The sequence below is a fragment of the Streptomyces sp. NPDC002619 genome (assembly GCF_042889305.1).
Classification (GTDB): Bacteria; Actinomycetota; Actinomycetes; order Streptomycetales; family Streptomycetaceae; genus Streptomyces.
Window position 1 is genome coordinate 1 of record NZ_JBIAQV010000047.1, and the last position, 21,431, is coordinate 21,431.

General features: G+C 68.5%; 20 protein-coding genes, 1 tRNA gene and 4 pseudogenes. 10 read left to right on the top strand and 15 right to left on the bottom strand.

Going from position 1 to position 21,431, the window contains the following annotated elements; translation table 11 throughout:
- Positions 1-200: 200 nt before the first annotated feature.
- From ACFYXB_RS38315 to ACFYXB_RS38325, 3 genes are all read right to left on the bottom strand, one after another.
- Entirely contained in the window at positions 201-2,051 is a 1,851-nt protein-coding gene (locus tag ACFYXB_RS38315; protein ID WP_389589610.1) for a hypothetical protein, read from the bottom strand.
- Between the two features lie 65 nt (positions 2,052-2,116).
- The gene (locus ACFYXB_RS38320) at positions 2,117-2,329 is read right to left on the bottom strand and encodes a hypothetical protein (protein ID WP_389589611.1); all 213 of its coding nucleotides are present in this window, start codon (positions 2,327-2,329) and stop codon (positions 2,117-2,119) included.
- Positions 2,330-2,373: 44 nt separating this feature from the next.
- The gene (locus ACFYXB_RS38325; RefSeq protein WP_389589612.1) at positions 2,374-2,589 is read right to left on the bottom strand and encodes a hypothetical protein; all 216 of its coding nucleotides are present in this window, start codon (positions 2,587-2,589) and stop codon (positions 2,374-2,376) included.
- A gap of 358 nt (positions 2,590-2,947) precedes the next feature.
- Between ACFYXB_RS38325 and ACFYXB_RS38330 the strand changes: the two genes are divergently transcribed.
- Together ACFYXB_RS38330 and ACFYXB_RS38335 are read left to right on the top strand one after the other, a co-directional pair.
- Positions 2,948-3,190 (top strand): hypothetical protein, encoded by a 243-nt coding sequence (locus ACFYXB_RS38330; protein ID WP_389589613.1) that lies wholly within the window; start codon positions 2,948-2,950, stop codon positions 3,188-3,190.
- Positions 3,191-3,583: 393 nt separating this feature from the next.
- Positions 3,584-3,907 (top strand): hypothetical protein, encoded by a 324-nt coding sequence (locus tag ACFYXB_RS38335; protein WP_389589614.1) that lies wholly within the window; start codon positions 3,584-3,586, stop codon positions 3,905-3,907.
- A gap of 408 nt (positions 3,908-4,315) precedes the next feature.
- On the opposite strand, the gene ACFYXB_RS38340 is transcribed toward ACFYXB_RS38335, so the two are convergent.
- The gene (locus ACFYXB_RS38340; RefSeq protein WP_389589615.1) at positions 4,316-4,786 is read right to left on the bottom strand and encodes a class I SAM-dependent methyltransferase; all 471 of its coding nucleotides are present in this window, start codon (positions 4,784-4,786) and stop codon (positions 4,316-4,318) included.
- A gap of 486 nt (positions 4,787-5,272) precedes the next feature.
- Between ACFYXB_RS38340 and ACFYXB_RS38345 the strand changes: the two genes are divergently transcribed.
- Positions 5,273-6,235, top strand: a complete 963-nt coding sequence (locus tag ACFYXB_RS38345) for an alpha/beta hydrolase (RefSeq protein WP_389589616.1) — start codon at positions 5,273-5,275, stop codon at positions 6,233-6,235.
- Between the two features lie 100 nt (positions 6,236-6,335).
- Here the strand turns inward: ACFYXB_RS38345 and ACFYXB_RS38350 are convergent, their stop codons facing one another.
- From ACFYXB_RS38350 to ACFYXB_RS38360, 3 genes are all read right to left on the bottom strand, one after another.
- Positions 6,336-6,758: a transposase gene (locus ACFYXB_RS38350; RefSeq protein WP_389589617.1), complete on the bottom strand. Its 423-nt coding sequence runs from the start codon at positions 6,756-6,758 to the stop codon at positions 6,336-6,338.
- Positions 6,724-7,242 (bottom strand): hypothetical protein, encoded by a 519-nt coding sequence (locus tag ACFYXB_RS38355; protein WP_389589618.1) that lies wholly within the window; start codon positions 7,240-7,242, stop codon positions 6,724-6,726. The genes ACFYXB_RS38350 and ACFYXB_RS38355 overlap by 35 nt, the downstream gene beginning before the upstream one ends.
- A 326-nt stretch (positions 7,243-7,568) precedes the next feature.
- Positions 7,569-7,643: transfer RNA gene (locus ACFYXB_RS38360), tRNA-Gln, on the bottom strand.
- 535 nt (positions 7,644-8,178) lie between these two features.
- Here ACFYXB_RS38360 and ACFYXB_RS38365 point away from each other — a divergent pair.
- On the top strand, positions 8,179-8,652 hold the full coding sequence (locus ACFYXB_RS38365; protein ID WP_389589619.1) for a hypothetical protein: 474 nt from the start codon (positions 8,179-8,181) through the stop codon (positions 8,650-8,652).
- Between the two features lie 114 nt (positions 8,653-8,766).
- Positions 8,767-10,536 (top strand): S8 family serine peptidase, encoded by a 1,770-nt coding sequence (locus tag ACFYXB_RS38370; protein ID WP_389589620.1) that lies wholly within the window; start codon positions 8,767-8,769, stop codon positions 10,534-10,536.
- 170 nt (positions 10,537-10,706) lie between these two features.
- Here ACFYXB_RS38370 and ACFYXB_RS38375 read toward each other — a convergent pair whose 3' ends face one another.
- Both ACFYXB_RS38375 and ACFYXB_RS38380 read right to left on the bottom strand, forming a co-directional pair.
- Positions 10,707-10,856, bottom strand: coding sequence for a hypothetical protein (locus ACFYXB_RS38375; RefSeq protein WP_389589621.1), 150 nt, complete (start codon positions 10,854-10,856; stop codon positions 10,707-10,709).
- Between the two features lie 343 nt (positions 10,857-11,199).
- Positions 11,200-11,796, bottom strand: coding sequence for a hypothetical protein (locus ACFYXB_RS38380; RefSeq protein WP_389589622.1), 597 nt, complete (start codon positions 11,794-11,796; stop codon positions 11,200-11,202).
- A gap of 490 nt (positions 11,797-12,286) precedes the next feature.
- Here ACFYXB_RS38380 and ACFYXB_RS38385 point away from each other — a divergent pair, with 490 nt between their 5' ends.
- Complete coding sequence (locus ACFYXB_RS38385; protein WP_389589623.1) at positions 12,287-13,123, top strand: YhjD/YihY/BrkB family envelope integrity protein; 837 nt, start codon at positions 12,287-12,289, stop codon at positions 13,121-13,123.
- 270 nt (positions 13,124-13,393) lie between these two features.
- On the opposite strand, the gene aac(6') is transcribed toward ACFYXB_RS38385, so the two are convergent.
- Positions 13,394-13,858, bottom strand: coding sequence for an aminoglycoside 6'-N-acetyltransferase (aac(6'), locus tag ACFYXB_RS38390; protein ID WP_389589624.1), 465 nt, complete (start codon positions 13,856-13,858; stop codon positions 13,394-13,396).
- Positions 13,859-13,967: 109 nt separating this feature from the next.
- Between aac(6') and ACFYXB_RS38395 the strand changes: the two are divergent.
- Both ACFYXB_RS38395 and ACFYXB_RS38400 read left to right on the top strand, forming a co-directional pair.
- Positions 13,968-14,354, top strand: a pseudogene (locus ACFYXB_RS38395) (MnhB domain-containing protein); the annotation flags it as partial.
- Positions 14,354-14,566, top strand: a pseudogene (locus tag ACFYXB_RS38400) (dehydrogenase); the annotation flags it as partial. The pseudogenes ACFYXB_RS38395 and ACFYXB_RS38400, both read left to right, overlap by 1 nt.
- A 429-nt stretch (positions 14,567-14,995) precedes the next feature.
- Here the strand turns inward: ACFYXB_RS38400 and ACFYXB_RS38405 are convergent.
- Positions 14,996-15,237 (bottom strand): annotated as a pseudogene (locus ACFYXB_RS38405) (cation transporter); the annotation flags it as partial.
- Positions 15,238-15,522: 285 nt separating this feature from the next.
- Between ACFYXB_RS38405 and ACFYXB_RS38410 the strand changes: the two are divergent.
- Complete coding sequence (locus tag ACFYXB_RS38410; protein ID WP_389589625.1) at positions 15,523-16,998, top strand: MFS transporter; 1,476 nt, start codon at positions 15,523-15,525, stop codon at positions 16,996-16,998.
- Positions 16,999-17,109: 111 nt separating this feature from the next.
- Here ACFYXB_RS38410 and ACFYXB_RS38415 read toward each other — a convergent pair whose 3' ends face one another.
- Positions 17,110-17,661, bottom strand: coding sequence for an FCD domain-containing protein (locus ACFYXB_RS38415; protein WP_389589626.1), 552 nt, complete (start codon positions 17,659-17,661; stop codon positions 17,110-17,112).
- 433 nt (positions 17,662-18,094) lie between these two features.
- Here ACFYXB_RS38415 and ACFYXB_RS38420 point away from each other — a divergent pair, with 433 nt between their 5' ends.
- Positions 18,095-18,703 carry a hypothetical protein gene (locus tag ACFYXB_RS38420; RefSeq protein ID WP_389589627.1) on the top strand — a complete coding sequence of 203 codons (609 nt, stop codon included), beginning with the start codon at positions 18,095-18,097 and terminating at the stop codon, positions 18,701-18,703.
- 110 nt (positions 18,704-18,813) lie between these two features.
- On the opposite strand, the pseudogene ACFYXB_RS38425 reads toward ACFYXB_RS38420, so the two are convergent.
- From ACFYXB_RS38425 to ltrA, 3 genes and pseudogenes are all read right to left on the bottom strand, one after another.
- A pseudogene (locus tag ACFYXB_RS38425) lies at positions 18,814-18,986 on the bottom strand (IS5/IS1182 family transposase); the annotation flags it as partial.
- Between the two features lie 13 nt (positions 18,987-18,999).
- Positions 19,000-19,440 (bottom strand): hypothetical protein, encoded by a 441-nt coding sequence (locus ACFYXB_RS38430; RefSeq protein ID WP_389589628.1) that lies wholly within the window; start codon positions 19,438-19,440, stop codon positions 19,000-19,002.
- 76 nt (positions 19,441-19,516) lie between these two features.
- Positions 19,517-21,322: a group II intron reverse transcriptase/maturase gene (gene ltrA, locus ACFYXB_RS38435; RefSeq protein ID WP_389589629.1), complete on the bottom strand. Its 1,806-nt coding sequence runs from the start codon at positions 21,320-21,322 to the stop codon at positions 19,517-19,519.
- Between the last annotated feature and the right edge of the window lie 109 nt (positions 21,323-21,431).

Genomic DNA, 21,431 nt, shown 5'->3' on the forward strand with positions numbered 1-21,431 from the left:
CCACGGCGATGCCGACACCGCTGGTGACCCGCGATCCGGTCATCGCGCCCGCCGGCGTCACGGTCGCGAGGCCGGTCAGGCAGACGGTGGTCAGCATGCCCAGGCGCATGGCCGTCCGGCCGGCTGTGCGGGGTCGTGGCTTTCGGTGGCTCACTGATGTTCTCCTTTTGCGGTCGTACGGGCGGCACGGGGCCGGGATGTCACGAGTCAAGGGGGCCGGGGAGGCTCAGGATGGGCGTCGGGAAACCGCTCTCCGAGGGTGAGATGGACGGTGTGACGCTGGGCGTTCCGGCCGGGGAACTGGGCGCGGGCGGCGGCGAGTTCTGCCCGCGACTCGGGCTGGGGCTCGCCGTCTTGGGCGACGGGGCGACGGAATCGGTCGGGGTTGCGGCCGAGGGAGAAGCGCTCGCCGTGGTGGCCTCGTCGGACGGTACGGCTGAGGGGCTGGGCGTGAGCGAACTCGCCTCCGGCGATGGGTCGGTGAGGACGGGCGGCTCGGGCCGGGCGTCGTCCTGCGGCGTCTCGGCCGGGGGCGAGGCCGGTGCACGAAGCGTGGGCACGCCGGGCTGGAGAAGCGGGACGATCGGCGGCTGCGGCGGCAGGGGCTTGGGCGTCACCCCGCCCACCCACGCCGCGCCGAGCGCGCCGGCCGCGGCCAGTGTGCCGGCGCAGACGGCCAGGCGCAGCCGCGTGTTCCCCTCGGTCGCCCGGAGGGTGGCCCGCACGAGCCGCCCCATCACGCGCACGCACAGATACGCCGCCCCGGCCAGCGGGCACAGCAGCATGAACTCGCCGATGACGCCGACGAGTCCGGCGGCGATCTCACCGTCGGCGAACGCGGACCAGGTCCCGACCGCCTGATCCGACAGCGAGCGCAGCCCGGTCTCGAGCAACCGCGGCAGGTTCCACAGGACGTAACCGAGTTCGGCGACGATCAGCGGCACCATGGTCAGCACCCACGTGGTCACGATGATCCGCGCGGAGCGCTTGAGACCCGCCGCCTCCGCGGGAACCGGCCTGCCCGGCAGCATGCTCAGCAGAATGGGCTTGATCTTGCCGAAGAGATCGGGGATCCCCGCGAGGTCGCCGAGGATGTAGTAGCCGTCCAGCCGGAGCGCCGGCATCAGCTGTTCGAGGATCTCGAAGTGCACCAGGTAGATGGCGGCGAGAAAGAAGGGCTGGCCGGTGACGACGTACGCACCGGCGAGCCCCAGGACGAACACGACGTTGAAGTAGACCCCGCCCAGGTCGGTGCGGATCCGGCCGGCCCGGTTGATGCGGTAGACGTCGGTGACGTCGGTGTACATCGACGGCCAGATCAGGAAGAGGCCGCACCCGATGCTTCCTGGTCGCGCGCCGCCGTATCGGCACGCCGAGGCGTGACCGAACTCGTGGAACACCAGCGAGGCCACGATCAGCACGAACACGGCCAGCATCAGCACCGGCTGCTCCAGCACCTGGAGCACCGGCTGCATCGCGCCGTGGTAGGCGAACAGCCACAGGTCCAGTGCGGCGACCGCCGCCAGGACCGGCACCACCACCGACGGCCGGTGCAACCATGCCAGCGCCTTCGCGATCCGGGCGACCTGTCGCTCCGGGAAGATCACCCGATGGCCCTTGAGGACCAGCAGCAGGTCGGACCTGGGGCCGGTGACGGCCTGGTCGTCCTCCTGCCCGAACGGGACGGTGAGGCCGAGCGGTTCGAGCTTCTGCTCCACGAGATACTCGACGTTGTCCGCGCTGATCTCGCGTCCGAAGCGGCCGCTGACCCGGTGGGAGATGCCCTCGGTGTCGCGTACGCCGTCGATGGCCTCGACCACCAGGTACAGCAGCGGGGACAGCTGGACGACCTGTCCGTCCCCCCGGCGGACCAGATACTTGCGCTCCCTGAAGCCGGATCCCTGGTACTCGCCCAGGCGTTGAAGCCCCGCACCCAGGCGCGGAACGGGGAAGAGCGGTTCGGCGCCTACGTCGCCGGGAAACGCTTCATCCGCGTCCCAGACCGCCGTCCCCGCGGGACTGGGGTCGAGGGCCCCCTGACCGTCGGTCACCGTGCTGTCCTCCCTCCCCGGTGCGGACCGCGCCATCTGAAACACGGTCCGCACACCTGGTGCTGTTACTGGCTGATGTTGATGGTCTGGTTGGCCTCGGAAGCCGCGATGGCCTCGGGGGAGTAGTAGTTCGCCGCGGCGGACTCGTTGTGCGCGTCGACGTAGGCGACGTGCTTGGTGACGTTGGTCGTCTTGACGAAGCTGAACTTCAGCCGGCCCAGGGCCTCGCGGCTGGGCAGCAGTTCGGCGGACTCGGCGTTGAGCTGGTCGTTGTTCATGGTGAATCCTCTTTCGATGAGCGTCGGTTATGGACGACGGAGGGTTACTGGACGACGGAGATGGACTGGTTGCCCGCAGACTGAGCGATGGCCTCGGGCGAGCAGGCGTTCAGCGCGAGCGAGTTGTTGTGCGCCGAGACGTATGCGACGTGCCGCGTCACGTTGGTCGTCTTGACGAGGCTGAACTTCAGCCGGCCCAGGGCCTCGCGGCTGGGCAGCAGTTCGGCGGACTCCGCGTCCAGCTCACACATGCCGAGCATGGTGATTCCTTTACTGAAGAGGGCATGGGCAGCCGTATCCGATCCGGAACGTCCATTCATGCCGGACGGTCTGTCTGACGAGGTTGGACAGTAGCCCGTCGTGAAACCCCCTACAACCACTTCACGCACATCGCCCCTCACCGGACACAACGCCCACCGAGAGAAACGGCAGGTGGGGACGGCTATGACCGGAAGCGAACCCGGACGGGGGGGACATTTCGCTCCCGCCCGATCGGGTCAACTTAGGGCTGTCCGGACCATGTTGCCGGGCTCCGTCGTGGCTATCCTCTCGAGCCTCAAGACGGTTGAACCGTCCGAAACCTCCGCGAGAGGGGTGCATGTGCTTGTCGTTCAAGGAGTGTCCGCGACCGCCGTCGTGCGGGGCAGGACAGGAGAGCCGGTAGTCCTGCTCTCCGGCGAACTGCCTGAGGCCCTCACCCCCTCCAGCCTCGACGAGTTGCTGAACCTGGCCGCCGCAGTGCTCGACACGGAGGAACTGGAACTGTTCCGAAGCTGCCTGTCCGCACTGAGCTGCGGAGAAAAACTCGAGGAGCGTCGCGTCGAGGTGAGCGGCGCCGTACTCACGGTCTACCGAAGCTGACCACGCGGCCGCCTACGCAAAATAAGGGGCGCATATGATCCAACGACACGAGATTTCCGCACGCCAGCCCCTTTTCGAACAACAAATGACGAAGAATTCGCCACCATTCTTTCCGGGGCACTCGCACCCACTTTTTGTATTTCGCAGAGGTCGACAAAAAGGCCACGACATGCCGAACTGGGATCACCTTGAAGAGTGTTTCCGCCCGCCCGCGACCGAGCCCGGAAAAGACCGAATAAGCAAAGCTCAAAGCGTGATCAGGCATCACAGTCCCCGCCGCCCATTGTGGTCCGGAAAGCCGTGGAGACCCGATCGGATGAATGAGCGAAGGAGAGCGGCCACGTAATGTCTGGCACGCCATCCGGCAATTCACCGAAACCAAGGAGAAACACGGTGAGAAAACTGGCACGCGCTACCGCGACGGCGGCCCTGACCGTCGCCGCGGTCGCCATCCCCCTGACGGGCACGGCCATGGCCTCCACCACCGCGGCAGCCCCGGCCCACTCCCAACGGCTCCTGCACAACACCCACAACAACCACGGCTGGTGCAGGGACCACCGGAACCACCGCGGGTCGCACTACTGGAGCCGGTGGGACGACTGCGACCACCGCTGGGACCGCTGGAACCGCTGGGACCGCAGGGGCCACTGGAGCAACCGGGACTACCGCGACTACCGCGACTACGACGACTACAGGGACTGCAACCGCCGCTACTGACCTGCCCTGACCGAGCCGTCACCCACCCTGGGGCTCCCGGGACCACCACCCGGGAGCCCCACGCCTGCCCGGAGCCGCCGGCTTCGGAACTGCGCTCTGGGGTGAGGTCTTCCCAACGAAATGATCTACGCGCGGGCGCCTCGGACAACGCCAGAACCTGCCACCTCAGCCAGGCCCTGCCCCGGGAGTGCGCGGCTCGTCTCTTCGCGGCTCAGGTAGCGGGCGCATCGCAAGAGCAGGTCCGCGCGATCCTTGCGGAGGGTCTGGGCGAGAGGTACTTCCGCGGCCGAGGCAGCCGAGCCCCGGGCCTGCTGGTGGAGTTCACGAATATCGAACAACTGGAAGTGCACTACTGAGGTGACGGGCAGGTTCGTCCCGCCCACGTCCGTTCACGCACGGCCGGGACGATCAGCGTCCCGGCCGTGCGCGTTGGGAGAACACCAGCCTGCCGCCCGGGCGCAGGCGCTCACGGACGGCGGGCAGCAGCCGGGCCGGATCGGGGAACCACACCGCCGCGTACACCGAGTAGACGGCGTCGAACGGCTCCTCGGCGCCCTGCAGGAAGCCGACCGTCCGCCAGGTGCAACTCGAGTCCCGGCGTCTGCCCCAGCGATCCCGGGCCACGCTCCGCTGCACCGCGGATGCGTCGACGCCGACGGCCCGCATACCGAGGACGGTCAGCTGCGAGATTGTTGCCGCCCTTTCCGCAGCCCAGGTCCAGGACGCGGCCGCCCGGCTCGGCTTCGAGGAGTTCGGCTCCGGGCCCGTGGTCGGGGTACCGCGTCCAGTTGAACCAGGTTGTCTCGCCGGGGCGTTCACCGATCGGCGCTCGGGCCGCTGCCATGCGCAGGCGTCCGGGGCGATCGCCGTGTCTGTCACGTGGTCTCCGCTCATAGGGCCGGCCGCCCGGCTGTGGCACCGGACGGCTGGAGTGTCGTACAGGTGGCGCTGTTCCGTCAGCCGGTCTTCGGGCTGTCGTGGCATCCGGCGTGGCACTGGTCGCAGTCGGCGGAGTCACCCCACCGTTCGGGCCGAACAGCGACCCCTGTCACCCCGCCCAATGGAATCAGCCTGGGACGACACCACGGCGCCCTGAGCCGAATCGTGCTTGCCACTGACCGGCTGCCGACATCACGCTGCATCGCCGGTTGATATTCCGAACCTCGGCGACCGGCGTCCGGCGACCGGCGTCCGAAGTCGAGGGTCGCAAGGGCCGCGACTACGCTGGGTGTGTGGCCCCATTGAGGGCTTGACCAGGGGCTTGGCCAGAGCCCGGGCGTGCGGCGGTGCCGACGCCCCAGGACAGGCATCATGCGCCTGCCTCTGTTCACCGTGGGCTTCTCAGTAGTGACAGGGAGCATTGTCATGACTGCTCGATTCCCTTCGATCGTCCTGGAGCGCCCGGCGCAGGAGCTGGCCGACGCGACCTCGAACCATCCGTTCCTGTACGAGCTGAAGCCGGCCGAAGCGCGTAAGGTCCTCGACGACCTGCAGGCCGCGCCGGTCGACAAGCTGCCGGTCGACCAGGAGTGGATTACGGTGCCGGCCTCCGTGGGCGATGTGCGGGTGCGCATTGTCAAGCCGAAGGGCGCCACCGGAACGCTGCCTGTCGTGCTGTACATGCACGGCGGCGGCTGGGTGTTGGGCAACGCCGACACCCACGACCGCCTGGTGCGGGAGCTGGCGGTCGGGGCCCATGCGGCGGTGGCCTTCGTGGAGTACACACCGTCACCGGAGGCCCACTACCCCGTGGCCATTGAGCAGGGCTACGCCACCGCGCAGTGGATCACGCGCGAGGGGGCGTCGAAGGGCCTGGACGCGCGGCGCATGGCGGTGGCCGGCGAGTCGGTCGGCGGCAATATGACCGCTGCGCTCGCCCTCATGGCCAAGGAGCGCGGTGACGTCACCTTCGTGCAGCAGTCGATGTACTACCCGGTCACGGACGCGGCCATGGACACCGCTTCCTACGACCAGTTCGCCAATGGCTACTACCTCAGCCGCAAGCTGATGGAGTGGTTCTGGGACGCCTACACCACCGACCCGAAGCAGCGGGCGGAGATCACCGCCTCTCCCAACCAGGCCACCACCGAGCAGCTCACTGGCCTGCCGCCCGCCCTGCTGATTGTCGACGAGGCCGACGTGCTGCGCGACGAGGGCGAGGCGTATGCCGCCAAGCTGCGCGGTGCCGGCGTTCCGGTCACCACGGTGCGCTACGACGGCACGGTGCACGACTTCATGATGCTCAACTCGCTCAGCCAGTCCAAGGCCACACGAGCAGCCGTCGACCAGGCCGTCTCCCTCCTGCGCGACACCCTCGGAACGGCATGAAGAGAGACGGGCATAGGCTCGGGGAGAAAGCGTTGACCAGCGGTGAGCAGGATGGCCAGTGGTCTGCCGCGGCCGTCGGCCGCGAGGTGGAGTTTGGTGGTCAGGCCTCCTCGGGATCGGCCAAGGGCATGACCCTCCGGTTCGTCCTGCCGGGGCTTCCCCCTTTTCGGCCAGTGGCGGCGGCGTGCTGATGGGCCCGGACGATCGTGGAATCGATCTGCACCAGCCAGTCGATGTCACCGGCAGAGTCTGCCCGGGACTGGATCTGCTGGAGAGCCGGGGTAAACACACCCGCCAACGCGTAACGACGGAAGCGCGTGCGCACCGTCTTCCACGGCCCGTAGCGTTCCGGCAGGTCACGCAAGGAGATCCCGGTCCGGATCTTGCAGACCATCCCGTTGATGACCTGCCGGTCCTCCACGCAAGGTCGACCTGTCGCGGCCCGCGGTATCAGCGGAACGAGCAACTCCCACTCCTGGTCGGTGAGTTCATGACGACGTGCCACCCCACCGTGATCCACCATCCGATGATCTTTGAAGACGGGCCCTAATGCCGGCGACGGAAGGCAAGCGCCCAGGCCCGCTGTGCCTGGGCGGTGGCGCGTTCGCCGGCCACGCCGTGCTGTTCGGCCTCGTTGCGGCGGCCGCGTGGGCCATGTCGCCCTGGACCCACCACACGTCGCTCTTGAGGCGGTGGTGGCGGCCCGGCCAGCCGAGCGTGCCCGCGACGTCCCGCGCGGTGGGGAGGTCGCCGGCGAGCCGGGCGAGGTGGGCAAGGCCCGCGCCGTGCGGCGGGGCGAGGCGGCCGCTGCCGTCGACGACCAGCTGCATGCCCTGGCGGGAGGCCTCGGTGCGGCCGAGTTCCCGCTCGGCCTCGGCCCGGTAGGGGACGGCCATCTCCTGCAGCTCGGCGGGAAGCAGACCAGTGTCGGCGACGGCGGCGAGATGGACGACGGTGCGTTCGCGGTGCTCGTGTTGTCGGCGGGCGAGCACGTTGTGCGTCTCCACCGGGGCGTCCGCCGGCGTCTGCCGACACGGCAGTCACCGAGGAGCCGCGGGACGCGGACGCGCAGTCGGCGCCCGGGGATGCGGGCTGAACGGTGCCCAGCAGCTTCAGGGCCTCGTCGCGGCTCAGCTATGCGCGCGGACGAATCGGGTTACGAGGGGTCCGGGGTCATGACCTGCCCTCGGCGTCCCCGTCCTGAACGGCAATCAATACCCGGTCTGCGGTGGTCCGCAGTGCGGAGCCAGAGCGCCGACCCGCCGCGTCGGGACAACCGGAACCGCACCTCTTCTGACTTCGTCGGTGCCTCCCGTGATGGAGGCGTCCGCGCTGGCTGGGATACCAGGACTCGAACCTGAACTAACGGAACCAGAAACCGTTGGGCTGCCAATTACCCCATATCCCATTTGCCCCGAAGACTGAGGGAGCTCGGTCGGCCGGGGCGTGCCTTACCCGCGCGATCACGACGCGGTCGGCTATTTGTCTAATCTATGCCTGCTTTCCGTGATGCTCGGTGATGTGCCGGGAGTGTCGGTCAGGATTTTGCGGTTTGTGCGGGTGGGGCTCGTCGATGACCCAGAGCGACCGCGTGGCTCTAGCCTGCCTTGCAGCCCAGTGCTCCGCTCGGTAGGACGGCCCGCCGCTTGGCCAACGGTGTCGCTGAAGAGGCGCCCGCCGAGGGCTTCGGCCGGCACCTGCACGCCGCCGGGCTTGAAGTCCCTGCCGTCCGCGCTGTCGTCCGCCGACTCCAGCAGCCCATCCTGCCACGCCGACGACGGATCGCCAGCCGCAGGATCCGATCGGGGGACTTCTTCCCTCCTGAGCGGCTCGCCCGATTGCGGTCGGGGTGGCGTCGCCTTAGCGTCAGCGCGTCGGAATCATTCCGAAAACCCTACATAACGCCTTATGTAGGGTTTCCCGCGGTATCGAATGGAGCATTCATGTCGGTGATGACCGGTACCCAGCCCCAGCAGCAGTTCGGCCAGCAGTTCGGCCAGCAGTTCGGTGGCCAGCAGCAGCTCGCGCAGGTAGTCCAGCAGTCCATCCAGCAGGCCTGCCAGCAGGCGAGCCAGCAGATCGCGCAGCGCATGCAGCAGACGCTGCAGCAGATCCAGCAGGTCCAGCAGCAGCTGCAGCAGCAGGGCTTGGCCCACCAGGCGCACCCGTACCTGGCTGTCGCGCTGCACCACGCGCTGACCCAGGGTGTGCGCAGCGCTGTGGAGCAGTCCGTGCAGCAGGCGCTGCCGACCGCGATCCTGACGCTGGTGCAGCAGAGCCAGCAGGGCCAGCAGGGCCAGCAGGGCCAGCAGCCGTGGGGCGGTGGCTTCGGCCAGCAGTCGTTCGGCCAGCCGTACCAGCAGCAGTACCAGCAGCCTGGCTTCGGCCAGATGGGTCAGCCCTTCGGTATCGGCTGATCCCCGGAGGCGCGCGATGCGGTGTGCCCGGGAGTCGTTCCCGGGCACACCGCATCACTGTGGAAGCGCGAGCCGCCCGTCATTTGGATTGGAAGCACAAAGACCGACGTAGGCATGGTGAAGGTGGACGTGATGGTCAAGGACAGGCCCGGAATCAAGCCCCGAAACAACCGCCAGAGCGAGTCCGAGGGAGCGGGTGCCGGTGGCGAGCTGGGCCCCGTGGACAAAGAAGCGGCGCCCAGCAGGAAAAGCGCATCGTCACCGATCGCGGTGCAGCCGCGCCGGCAGCGATACATGGTGACACCGCTGCCGCAGCAACTGCTCCCACCAGGAGTGCCCGAACTCGGCATGGACGCGGTGTGCGACCGGCTCAAGGGCATGCCCGACGTCACAGTGATCCGCAGACTCCAGCCGTCCGAGAAACTGCAGTCGGCCGGGGTCCTTCCCTCCTGCCCGGAGATCGCGGTCGTCGAGGCAGCCGAGACCCAGCTGCCGGCGATGCGGACACTGCACGTGCACATCGAGCCGGACCTGCCGCTGTCCGGCGCCGGGCCCGACGCCACGCTGACCCCAGGGATGCTCCTTCTGCGCGACCCGGGACTGGTCCAGGCGCTGGAGAAGCCCGTGGAGATCTCGCTGCGCGTCTGCGGCCCGGACGGCGAACCGCTGGCCGGCGCAGGGGTGTTCCTGATCGGGGCGACCTGGCCGAGCCAGGGCATCACCGGGACCGACGGGACGGTCACCGTCACCCTGGCCACCGAGACCGAACAGTCCGTCAAGTCCCTGTACGTCCGCCCCAGGGGCGGTTACACGGACCGCTGGATCCACCGCCCCGACCTGTCGGCGACCCGGGAGAACGTCGTCACCCTCACCCCGCTGTCCAAGGTGTACCCGGAACTGGACGAACGTCAGCAGTACGGCTGGGGCCAGCAGGCCATGCGGCTGGACCGGCTGCCCCCCACCTTCCGCGCCTTCGGCATCAAGATCGCGGTCATCGGTACGGGTGTCAGCATCGACCACCCCGACCTGAAGCAGCGGGTGCGCTCCGGGGTCGATGTCGTACGCCGCACCAACGAGGGCTGGACGCACGACCCGGCCGGCAGCGGTACCCACGCGGCCGGCATCATCGCCGGCGCGGACACCGGCAAGGGCGTCATCGGCATCGCCGTCGACGCCGAGCTCGATGTCTGTCAGGTGCTGCCCGACGGCCACTTCAGCGACCTGATCGCCGCCCTCGACCACTGCATCGAACGCGAGGTCGACCTCGCCCACATCCAAGTGGCAACCCCGTTCCCGTCGGCACTGGTCTCCCGCAAACTCGCCGACGCCACCGCAGCGGGCATCGCCTGCATCGCCCCGGCAGGCGATACCGGCGGGCCGATCGCCTTCCCCGCCTCGCTGCCCACCGTCTTCGCCGTCGGCGCCCTGGGAGCCTTCGGCACCTACCCGCCCGACACCTCCCAAGCCACCCACACAGGGCGGCAGCTGACACCCGAAGGACTGTTCGCCGCCCCGTTCAGCTGCCACGGCCCCGGCATCGACGCAGCCGCTCCTGGTGTAGCGGTCCTGTCGTGCGCGCCGGGGGGCGGCTACACGGCCCTGGACGGCACCGGCACGGCCTCGGCCCACGTCGCGGGCTTGGCCGCCCTCATTCTCGCTCATCACGAGGACTTCCACGGCCAGCTGCTGCCTCGCGGTCCCGGCCGTGTGCAGCACCTGTTCGACATCATCGCCGCCAGCTGCCGCCAACTGGCCGCCCCCGGCACAGCGGAGGCCGCCCGCACCGGCCGCGGCCTGCCCGACGCCCTCGTCGCCTTCGGCCTGGCCCCCGGCATGCAGCTGGCTCCGGCCCTGTTGTTCTACGCCCCCTCCATGATGGGCTAGGTCTCTACCCGCGGCCTTGAAGCCGGACGGCACACACCCCGAACACCCCGAGGGCGTGTGCCGTCCGGCTTGCAGGCCAGGCAGTCTCGAAACCGGGTCTTCCCGGGCGCCACCGTCCACCGGACGGGCTCGGCACGTTCGTGCCTCGGTGAGCGGTGCGGTGGGCCCGGTCAGGGGAGCACCAGGTCGCCGCTCCCTCTGATGTTGACCGGTCTGCGAGGCTTCTGCCGGGTTGGCTCCGTGAGCAGGTCGTACACGAAGTGGTGGAGGGCGAAGCCGAGGGCGCCGACCACCAGAGGGCGAGCGGCGCCACGATCCATAAGGGCCAGAGCTTGGGGGTGTACCTGCCGCGCGGAGCCTCATGTCGCCGGAGTGAGAGACCCACCTGCTGAGCATGGCGCTCGCCAGGGGCTCGCGGCGGCTGCCGGCCGCAAGTGGGAGCACGGCCTGTCGGTTACCAGGCCGCGGCGGCCGGGGCCTCGCGCGTGTGCGGACCGTCCGCCCTGTGGACTGCGGATGAGCTCCCCATATCCGGGGTCCACGGTGTGCCCCGTGCTGTGCACTATGGGGCGGAAGATGGGTGAGAGCAGGCGGTGAGGAACACACGTGTTGAAACTTGCGCTGCGCCTGGCGTCGGCCCGGCCCTCGTAGGCGGCCGCGCCCCTACGAATCCCGTGGGGCGTCGTCGAGGCCCCAGTAGTGATCACAAATAGTGAAGCCGAAGTCACCCGTTGCCTTCAGGTAGGCGGCGTTGGCCTGCCGGTAAAGGCCGACGCGGAGTGTGTAGCCGTCACGGTCGGCTGCCTTTGCTCGGTCAATCACGGACTCGAGGAAGGAGTTGGCGGCGAAGTAGTACGACTTGATTGAGCCTATGGCGGCGATGTCCTGCGAGCGCATGCCCGCCGGGTTGGCGTAGAGCCAAACGGCGCCCATCCCCTGGCGGGCGTTCAGGATCTCCAGGTCATCCGCGACGACCAGGGCCCAGCCGGTGCCTTTTTTCTTGTGCAGATCCCCGATGTCATCCTTGCAAGAGTCGTCGAGCCGGCTGACCGAGCTGTCCTTGAGCTTCTGGGCCTCATCCACAGGGTGACTGATGCGGCTACGCAGATCGGACCAGGTGCCGATCCCGAAGAAGAACGCCGCGACGGCCGTATACACGGTGAACGTGCCCCAGTAATGGGTCCAGTTATTTGCTGACTTGCGCTGTTCGTCCACGTAGGCGGCTATGCGGTCGATCTTCTTGTTGTCGGGCTCACGCACGCTGGGGATTCCGGGCTCGTGGTCGGGGTTGACATGAACTAGAAATATCGGTTCCACGGCTCCACAAGGAGATCCGTGGCGGCTTACGCGGATGCCGGCGAATGATCTGTGGCGTATCGACACCGCCAGCCACAGCACGGCGTACGCCGATACGGATCCGGAGAAGCGCAAGCCGAGGCAGTGGAGTCGGCGGGTGCCCACGAGCCTTCCCACCCTCACGCCCGGCGAGGGGCGCATCTGGAGGGCACGAGAAGGCCCGGATCCACCGACACTGTCCGGCGACTCGGTGATTAAGAACTCGCGCCGATCTACGCGACCTCTGAGCTCGCGGTCGACGAGAGCCCACCACCGAGATCGCGTATGCAACTTCGCCATCCGGCAGGACTGGCACTCGACAGAACCGTCTCTCGTCCCTGGAATGGGCTGTTTGCCGGATGACGGGCAAGGGGGTTGTGTTTCGCCGGAGGTCGGTCCGGGAAGCGGAGGTCGCATGACGGGTACGTCGGGCCGACCCCCGGAGAAACGACCGCGTCACCACCGCTGGCACGCCCGCTGGCAGGACTCGGCCGCCGGGCGGCTGTGGCGGCATGGCAGCGATATAGAACTGATGCACCGGTCCATGGGGTTCGCCGCACTGGCACTGGTCACGCTCACACCACTGCTGATCGTCGTGGCCGCGGCTTCCCCCTTCCCTCACCCCGGTTTCGCCTCCTGGGTGATCGACGGAATGAGCCTCGCAGGGCATCCCGCCGATGCCGTGCAGCGCCTGTTCGCCGCTCCCCGCACGGTGCTGAGCGCCACCAGCGCCTTCAGCGTCCTGGCCCTTGCGCTGTTCGGCCTCACCTTCGCGTCGAGCGTGCAGACCGGTTACGAGAAGGTCTGGAGCGTGCCCGCGGGACCGTGGCACGCCCTTTGGCGCCGCGTGGTGTGGCTCACGGCGCTGACTGCGTATCTGTTTGCCGAGGTGCAAAGCGGTGACGTTCTGGGGCAGGGCACGGCGCAGACCGTCGTACGCGTCGCGCTCACTGTGCTGTTCGGGGTGCTGTTCTTCTGGTGGGGTCAGCACTTCCTGCTCGGTGAGCGCGTGCCCTGGCGGGCTCTGCTTCCCGGGGCGGTGGCCACGATGGCGGGCTTGATCGGGCTGCGCTGGTTCTCCTCCCGAATCTTCTCCCCGCTTATCGCGAACAACGCGGTGACCTACGGCGCCGTCGGCACCGTCCTGATCGTGCAGTCCTGGCTCATCGGGGTCGGGTTCGTGGTGTTCGGGGGTCCCTTGCTGGGCCGCCACCTCCACGACGTCCGCGACAAACGCCAGTCCGATCAGTGATACAGGTCAGACGCTGAGGAGCCGGTTGTAGAACGAGCCACGGCGGTGATCCCGCCAGCCGCGCAGCCCTGCGCGACAGCATCGGGCGAAGGCGCTTCGCTGCGCAGACGGTGCCCCGCCCAGACGTTGTGGTTGGGGAACTGCAGCCGGTAGCGGCGCAGCATGGACGGGCTGACCGATTTCCCTCCCCGGCCGAGCATCCCCGTCTTCGCGAGCAAACCCGTGCGGCCCGTATCACGTCACTCTCCACGCACTTGACAGCCGACCACGTCAGGCCGGCTCATCTGCGAGCAGGTCCATCAGCAGCCCGTCCCGCCAGGCGCCCGTGCGGTGGTCGCGCTCGTACGCCCGCGTGATCCCTACGGGTTTGAACCCGACCTTGCTGTAACTGCGGATCGCCGCGGCGTTGGCTGTGGCGGGATCGATGGTCAGCCGGTGATGGCCGCGCTCTTGCACCAGCCACCGGGACAGTGTGCGCACCGTGTCGGCGCCAAGCCCCTGCCCGTGACGCTGCGCCGTCAGGAAGATGTCGATGCTGGCACGGCGGTACTCGAGGTCGGTCTCTTCGTCGAACTGGACGGCGCCGATGACAATATCCTCGAAAACGACAGCCAGCATGCCCTCGTAGTCGTCCGGAGGCGACCACCAGGCCGCGACCTCCGGTTCCCTGACGATCCTGTCGAGGACCTCGGCATCACCATCTGCCACCGGCCGCAGCACAACCCTGTCCCCCATGCAGTTCCATACCTTCATTCTCTCCGAGCGATGAAGGCACCCAAGGACCAGGTTCCAACGGCCGTACAGCCCGCACACGACCTGATGCGATCAATAGCCGACAACGTCGTATGTGATCGCCCACGGCCAACTCAGCCCTGGCGGCGTCGTTGTCGCCACCGCACTCCATCTGCTGTACGTCGCTGTGGACTACCGGGCCCTGCGACGCACCAGGCTGGTGGGGCTCCACGAGATCGGCGACGCGCTCGGCGAGACCACCTTCCTCGTCACGGGCTGGGCGGGACTGCTCGCGGGTTCGGCGTTCCTCGCCAACGTGCTGCCGCTGGGCACCTTCAACACCCTGTCCTCCGGCACCGTCCCGGCCCTGAACGCCGCCATCGGCGTGGAGGTGGCCTGCGCCGTGGCCGTCCTGCTGTCCCGCTTCCTCGACCAGGCCCTGCGGATCGAACCCGCCCGCGACGGGGGCGAGTCCTCCGGGCCGCCCCAGGGAGCCTGATGGGCGTCTTCCCCCATCTCGTCGCGGCGCGGATCTTTCTGATGGGCGGTTACGGCCTCGCCACCAGCCTGAACCTGATCGACGCGGTCGGCTGCCTCTCCGTCTGCCAGAGCTCGACGTACGTCCTCCTGCTGGCCATCGGCTACCGCGACGGCGCCACCGCCCCTGTCCAGTCAGACCTGCGACCTGGCGGCACCATGCTCGCCGTCCCCTCCGCGCTCCTGGCCGGGGCGCTCGCCATCGGTCGCGTACCGGACCTCGCGGACGGCGCGCTCCACGCGGTCCACTCCGTGGACGGCACCCCGCCCCACTGGGCCGCCCACGGGATCCTCCTCGGCCTGCTCTCCACCGCGTTGGCCTGCGGCTTCGCGGCCGACGCCAGCCACCGCCCGGCCCGCCTGCCGGAACCGGCGTGGGCGTGCGTGCTGCGACGTATGCAGTCCGGGCACATCGGTGAGTACGTCGCCTGGTTGCTGGTCGGCACGACGGTCCTCGGCGTGCTGGTCCTGTCGGGTGGTGCTGTCCGCGTGAGCTGACGGGCCGGTGGTGCTGCAGGGAGACGCGTCGGCTTCGAACGGCTCTCAGGACGCCGGTGATTTCGCGAACTCCTGTGTGAACGCGGTGGTGAAGTTCTTGAGGTCGAAGGGGTGCCGGGCGTCCGGGGGGCGGCGGCTGCGTCGCAGCGCCACCAGCAGGAACACCTCGTTGAGACTGTCCGCGACCGATGCGCGGCCTCCGAGAGCAGCGCGGGGGAGGCGGCCAGCAGATCGGCGACCGCCTTCGCGGCGGCGATCACCAGATTCGCGCCGAGGGCGACCAGAACCGTCACCCGCGTCCGGCCGTCCTGCTCCCGGCCACTCCGTCCCGTCCGCTGTGCTGTCACGCCGTACCGTCCCGTCCTGAGTCTCGTTCGCGCCCGACGGGTACCTGGTCCGGTTCCTGCTTGCACGCGGAGCGCAGACCCGCAGTGGGCTGTGGGTGCGCAGGGCTGTCGGGCCGGGGCGAGGGCGGTGTTGCCTGAGATACCGGCCGTGCCGCGCCGTATCCGTGCGACGGGCCGGTTTGTGTCGTTCGCTGCGGTGGTACGCGTGAGCGGCGTGGCCTGGGCCACGCGGGCCGTGGGCGACCACGGCGGCCGCCGTACGGCCGATCGACCTGGAGGCGGACGATGAGCGGGGACGTACATGGCACCGCGCGGACCCCAACCGTGACCACCCGCGTGCCCGCCCGGCTCGACCGGCTGCCGTGGTCACGGTGGCACTGGATGATCGTCGTCGGCCTGGGCACGGTGTGGATCCTCGACGGCCTGGAGGTGACCGTCGTCGGCTCCATCGCCAGCAGGCTCTCCGAAGAGGGCAGCGGACTGCCGATCACCGACGCCCAGGTCACCGGCGTCGGCGCGGCCCTCTACGTCGCGGGGGCCTGCTCCGGCGCCCTGTTCTTCGGGGCGCTCACCGACCGCTTCGGCCGCAAGAAGCTCTTCCTCGTCACCCTGTCGGTCTATCTGGCCGCGACCGCCCTGACGGCGCTGTCCTTCTCGGCCTGGTGGTTCTTCCTCTTCCGCTTCCTGACCGGCTTTGGCATCGGCGGCGAGTACGCGGCCATCAACTCCGCCATCGACGAACTGATCCCCAGCAAATACCGGGGCCGCGTCGACCTCGTCATCAACGGCAGCTACTGGCTCGGCGCGATGGGCGGCGCGCTGCTGTCCGTACTCGCCCTGGACACCCACCTGTTCGCCCTCGACGTCGGCTGGCGGCTCGTTTTCGGTCTCGGTGTCGTCCTCGGCCTGGTCATCCTGCTGGTACGCCGTCATGTGCCCGAGAGCCCTCGGTGGATGCTGATCCACGGCCGGGACGAGGACGCGGAGCGGCTCGTCGACGAGGTGGAGGACAGGATCGAGCGGGAGACCGGCGGGCCACTGCCGGAGGCCCTCGGCGAGATGACCGTCCATCAGCGCGGCACCGTCGGCTTCGGCGAGATCGCGCACACCGTCTTCCGGGGCTACCCCCGGCGCGCCACCCTGTGCTTCGCGCTCTTCACCGGGCAGGCGTTCCTCTACAACGCCGTCACGTTCGGCTTCGGCTCGATCCTGGTGCGGTTCTTCGACGTACCCAACGGTGTGACCGGCTACTACTTCGCCGTGATCGCGCTCGGCAACTTCCTCGGCCCGTTGCTTCTCGGGCGCCTCTTCGACACCTGGGGACGGCGGCCGATGATCGCCGGCACCTACATCCTGTCGGGGCTGCTGCTCGTCGGCACCGCCTTGCTCTTCGACGCCGGGGTCCTCGACGCCATCACCATGACGGTGTGCTGGTGTGTGGTTCTCTTCTTTGCGTCGGCGGGCGCCAGTTCGGCGTATCTCACGGTCAGCGAGATCTTCCCGATGGAGACCCGGGCGATGTCGATCGCCTTCTTCTACGCCCTCGGCACGGCCGTCGGCGGCATCACCGGGCCGCTCGTCTTCGCCGGCCTGACCGAGAGCGGTGTCGTCTCCGACGCGGTCCTCGCCTTCTGCGTCGGCGCCGCGCTGATGCTCCTCGCCGGGCTGGTCGCAGTGTTCTTCGCGGTCGCGGCGGAGGGCCGCTCCCTCGAGGACATCGCGACACCGCTCTCCGCGCTGGGCGACGAGGGCCCGGCGTAGGCGCGCGCGGACGTTGATGCGCGCGGGGGATGGGTACCCGGCGGTGGAACGCGGTGACCGGCATCGCACGAGCATGAACGGAGCCCGTTGTGGCTCACGACGTACGCGACATCATGACCAGCTCTCCCATGACTGTCGAACCGCGGGAACCGATCGACGTTGCGGAGTTGGCCCACTGCTACGGGCCACGCGTGAACGGCTGGACCATGCCGTCGTGGATGACCAAACGCGACCGGCTCGGCGGTGGTGTTCACCGGCGACGTCACGGTCGAAGTCGTGGCCGACGGGCAGCGACCACCGGCGGTAGAGAGTAGCCGCATCGCGAAGAGCGAGGGCAGCCGCAAGCAGTCGCGCGTTGCCGCAGCCTTCGAGCAGCGCCAGATCGAAGCGCTCGTGGACCGTCAACCACTCGGGGTTCGCCTGTCCGTCGGACCCTACGGCGGGTGTGCCGGCGAGATGGTGGTGCGCTGCGACCACGACCGCTTCCCACTGGATGTCGCCGCTGCTGACCGCGCGCCGCAGAACCAGGGTCTCGATCTCGATGCGGGCATCGGTGAGCATGTTCAGGTCGTCCAGTGACACCGCGTCACCACGCTGAAGCCCTGGCATCGCCCCGCCCACCAGGCGCCGACGCGTCGCCCGGTGGACCCGCCACGGGTTCATCCATCAGGCAGGCCCTCGCCTGAACGTCCGTTCAAACCCCTTGCCGCCAGGACGGATACGGTAACGGCCCGACCCGTGGGCGCGGCCTTGGCCGTGAACGCCGGCGGGCAGGGCCTTCCCCCGTGGGGGTCTCATCCTCTGGAGGAGATATGTCTCCTCGCACCGGCGGTTTCGGGCGCCGTGCCGCCGAAGGGGTGACGAGTCGTCAGCCAGTCAGCCTTAAGAGCTAACTGACCGTCAACCCCCTTATGTCTGAGGAGGTTTGATGCCTGGTCAACTGGCTGGGAGGTGGCGTTCCGGGTGTCCCGGATACCCCGTTCGGCTCCCCGGTAACGGCTCTTTCGATATGCCCGATATGACAGTCTTGATAGTGGTTCGTATGTTCATCATGCGTCGGCTGCCCGGCCGACCCTGCTCAGACGGGAGAAGTTGCATGAAGATGACCCGTTCCACGGCTGTCACCGCGGCCGTCGCGGCCCTGGCCGCGTCCGGCCTCACCTACGCCTCGGCCTCCGAGCCGGCTGCCCGGGCGGCCCCTGCCGTCCGGCAGGCGGCCCCTGCCGTCCAGGTGCCCTTGGGCACCGACCCCCAGGGCGTCTGGGGCAACGCGTTTGAGAGCATCTGGGGCATCTGGGACAACGGCGGTGAGGACGACGAGGGCAACGGCGGTGAGGACGACGAGGGCAACGGGGGCAGCGAGGGCAACGAGGGCAACGAGGGCAGGGGCGACGGGGGCCGGGGGTTCCACGAGGACGGCCGGATCCAGATCAACGAGCGGTCGTTCTCCTCCCATCCGGGCGACTGCATCACCGTCATCAGCGGCCTGGGCGCCAAGACCCTGAACATCCGCAACGACAGCCGCAAGACCGTTGAGGTCTTCCGCGGGGCGGTGTGCGACAACGGTGCTCCCATCGCCACCGTCGGCCCCCACAGCCAAAGCGACGGCGTGGACCCGCAGGAGGTCGACGGCATCTTCGTCAAAAACGGTGTGGTGGGCAGCTTCCGGGTGATCGAGGACCACGGGCACGGGGACTGGTCCTGAGCCGGCTGCTTGACGGAAAACCCTGGCTCGCCGGAATCGGGCCGGGGCTTCCGTCCAGGCACCGGGAGGACCGGGGTGTGCGTGGCCTTTGACATTCCCCGGCGGTGTCTCCTCCCTTTCGCTGCCCGCATGTTCACCGAGTCGATCGCGCACTGTGACCAGTCCGGCTCGCCTCGGGCGCCAAGCTCGTCCAGGATCAGGCGATGGAGCTTGCCCCCCGGACGCGGGCCCGGCTCCACTTCGTGAACCGTCGGTGCGCGGTGGGCCCGGACGGGCTAAAGCCCAAGGCCATGAAGTTATGGGCTGTTGGGTGCTGTCAACAGGATGTCGATGCTGATGGTGGCTTTGTAGGTGCGTCGATCGACGCGCAGGCTCTTGTAGGCGTAGCGGGACAGTGGCCGTTTGACGGCGCGGGGGCTGAGGCGGAGTCGGCGGGCGGGCATGAGGTGGTCCAGGACTGCCCGGCCGATGGTGCCCACGAGGTCGATCGTGGTGTCGGCGATCACGCCCGCGGCCTGGACGATCTGGTCACGAGCGGTGTGGAGAGCAATGGTGAAGCTGGCTCGGTCCGGGTCGGCTCCGGGTACGGTGCTGGTGGCGTCTGCGATGGCGATCCTGATCGCCTGGTAGACGGTCAGGAGTGCGTAGATCTCTTGCGCGATGCCCGGCAGGGTGCGGGAGCGCAGCACGCGTCGGCCGAGCATCGAGTGCTTGACCGCGAAATAGGCGGACTCCACTTGTCGGGTAGGTGCGGCGCATTGCTGCGCCGCACCCCCCTAAGAACCGGACTTGCCCGCTTTCCGGGCATCCGGCTCAAGCAGGCCCTGAGGGCCCACGGGCAGCCAGAAGTGCTGGTTTCCTGGTGCCATTGCCGCCGCGCCAGCGGTGGCAATGGGCATGGATCAGTCGGAAGGCGACGAGGTCGTCAGACTTGCCTGCGCCCGTTTCGACGGTGATCGCGTTCTTGCGGACCGCCATGCGGGTTGCCCGCAGCCACTGCTCCCATTCCTGGGGGCTTTGCGGCTGATGGGCGGCGTGCAGGAGAAGACTCCCGCAGAGTGGACACCGTCCGTGCTGCGTCTGGAGCAGACGCGACACGGACGGACTCAGCGGGGGTTTGTTCCTGCGTCGCCGTGAGGCCCAGTACTCGGTCAGTGCTGGGTCGTCCACGGACGCGCCCTTGATGACCAACTGGTGTCTGACGATCTTGGTCCAGGCGAACTTGGCGAGATAGCGGCCGGTTTCCCGGTCGCCGAACACCCACCGGTCCTGCCTGGAGGTGTTGAACCGGCCGAAGTACCGGGTCGTGACCCAGCCCCTCGGCTTGTTCGGGTGCGTGTGCCTGGCCCACTTGTAGACCAGCCTCCACACATGGTCGTCCAGCGAGGTGAACACCTCGCTGGAGACCACGCCCCGATAGTAGGCAGCCCAGCCCCGGATGATCGGGTTGAGCTTGGCGATCACCGCTGCCGCGTTCTGCCCCCTAAGGGCCAGCACTTCGGCGGTGAGCCGTGCCCGGATCCGTCGCACGCCCGCCTTGCTCGGCTTGATCAGCAGCATGCCGTGGTAGCGGCGGACGTTGAACCCCAGGAAGTCGCAGCCCTCGTCGAGGTGCGCGATGCGCGTCTTTTCCTCGTTGAAGGCCAGGCCCCTGGGCGCCAGCCACGCGGCGAGCCGTTCCTTGACCTGCTGGGCCTCGTCACGGCTGTGACAGAGCACCACCAGGTCATCGGCGTATCTGATCAAGGTCGGTGAGCCCACTGCCAGTTCACCGGCACGAGGGCCGGAGGTGCGGTAGCGGACTCCGGCGGCCTCTTCCATTCCATGCAGGGCCACGTTCATCAACGCGGGAGAGATGATCCCGCCTTGCGGGACCCCCTCCTCGGTCGGGGCGAGGCAACCACGGTCGACCACTCCCGCCTTCAGCCACTGCTCGACCAGTCCCCGCGCGGGGAACTGTCCGACGGAGGCGAGAAGGTGATCATGGTCGATGCGGTCGAACGCCGCCGCCAGGTCCGCGTCAAGGATCCACTGCCGCTTCGGGCTCTTGCCCTTGGCGGCCAGGAAGATCGCTCCGATCGCGTCATGACAGCCACGGCCGGGACGAAATCCATAGGACCTCGGCTCGAACCGTGCCTCCCACTCGGGTTCCAGCGCGTTCAGTGCCACGGCTTGAAGACACCGGTCGATGATCACGGGAATTCCGAGGCCGCGCCGACGGCCATTGGCCTTCGGTATGAACACCCGCCTGACGGGCAACGGCCTCCACGGAGCCGCCCGATGCTGCATCCAGTCGGCCAGTTCGGCCTTTCCCTGGGGCAGCAGGACGACCCGGCCGTCGATCCCCGCCGTCTTGCGGCCAGCGTTGACCTCCGTCACCCGCCGTACGCTCACCAGCGTGTTGGAGCGGGAGCGGAGCATCAGTTTCTGGAGATTGCGGACCCTTTTGAGGTCCCCTGCCTGTGACGCCGTGAAGATCCGCTGCCTCAGCCGTCGTACTTCGTCCTCCGCGCCCTGCCAGTCGATCGACTGCCAGTCGGTGAAGTCGTCCTCCGGTCCGTTCACCGTGGCGACGGCGTCGTCCCGGGCGGTGTCCGCCACGGATGAAGATATCGCCACGGTGTCCAACTTGCCCTTCGGTTCCAGCGCTGATGGTCATCAAGTCCTCACAGGCCCACCTGACCCGTGTCAGCACCCTTTCGGGTCCGGGCAGAGCCCGTATCCGGCC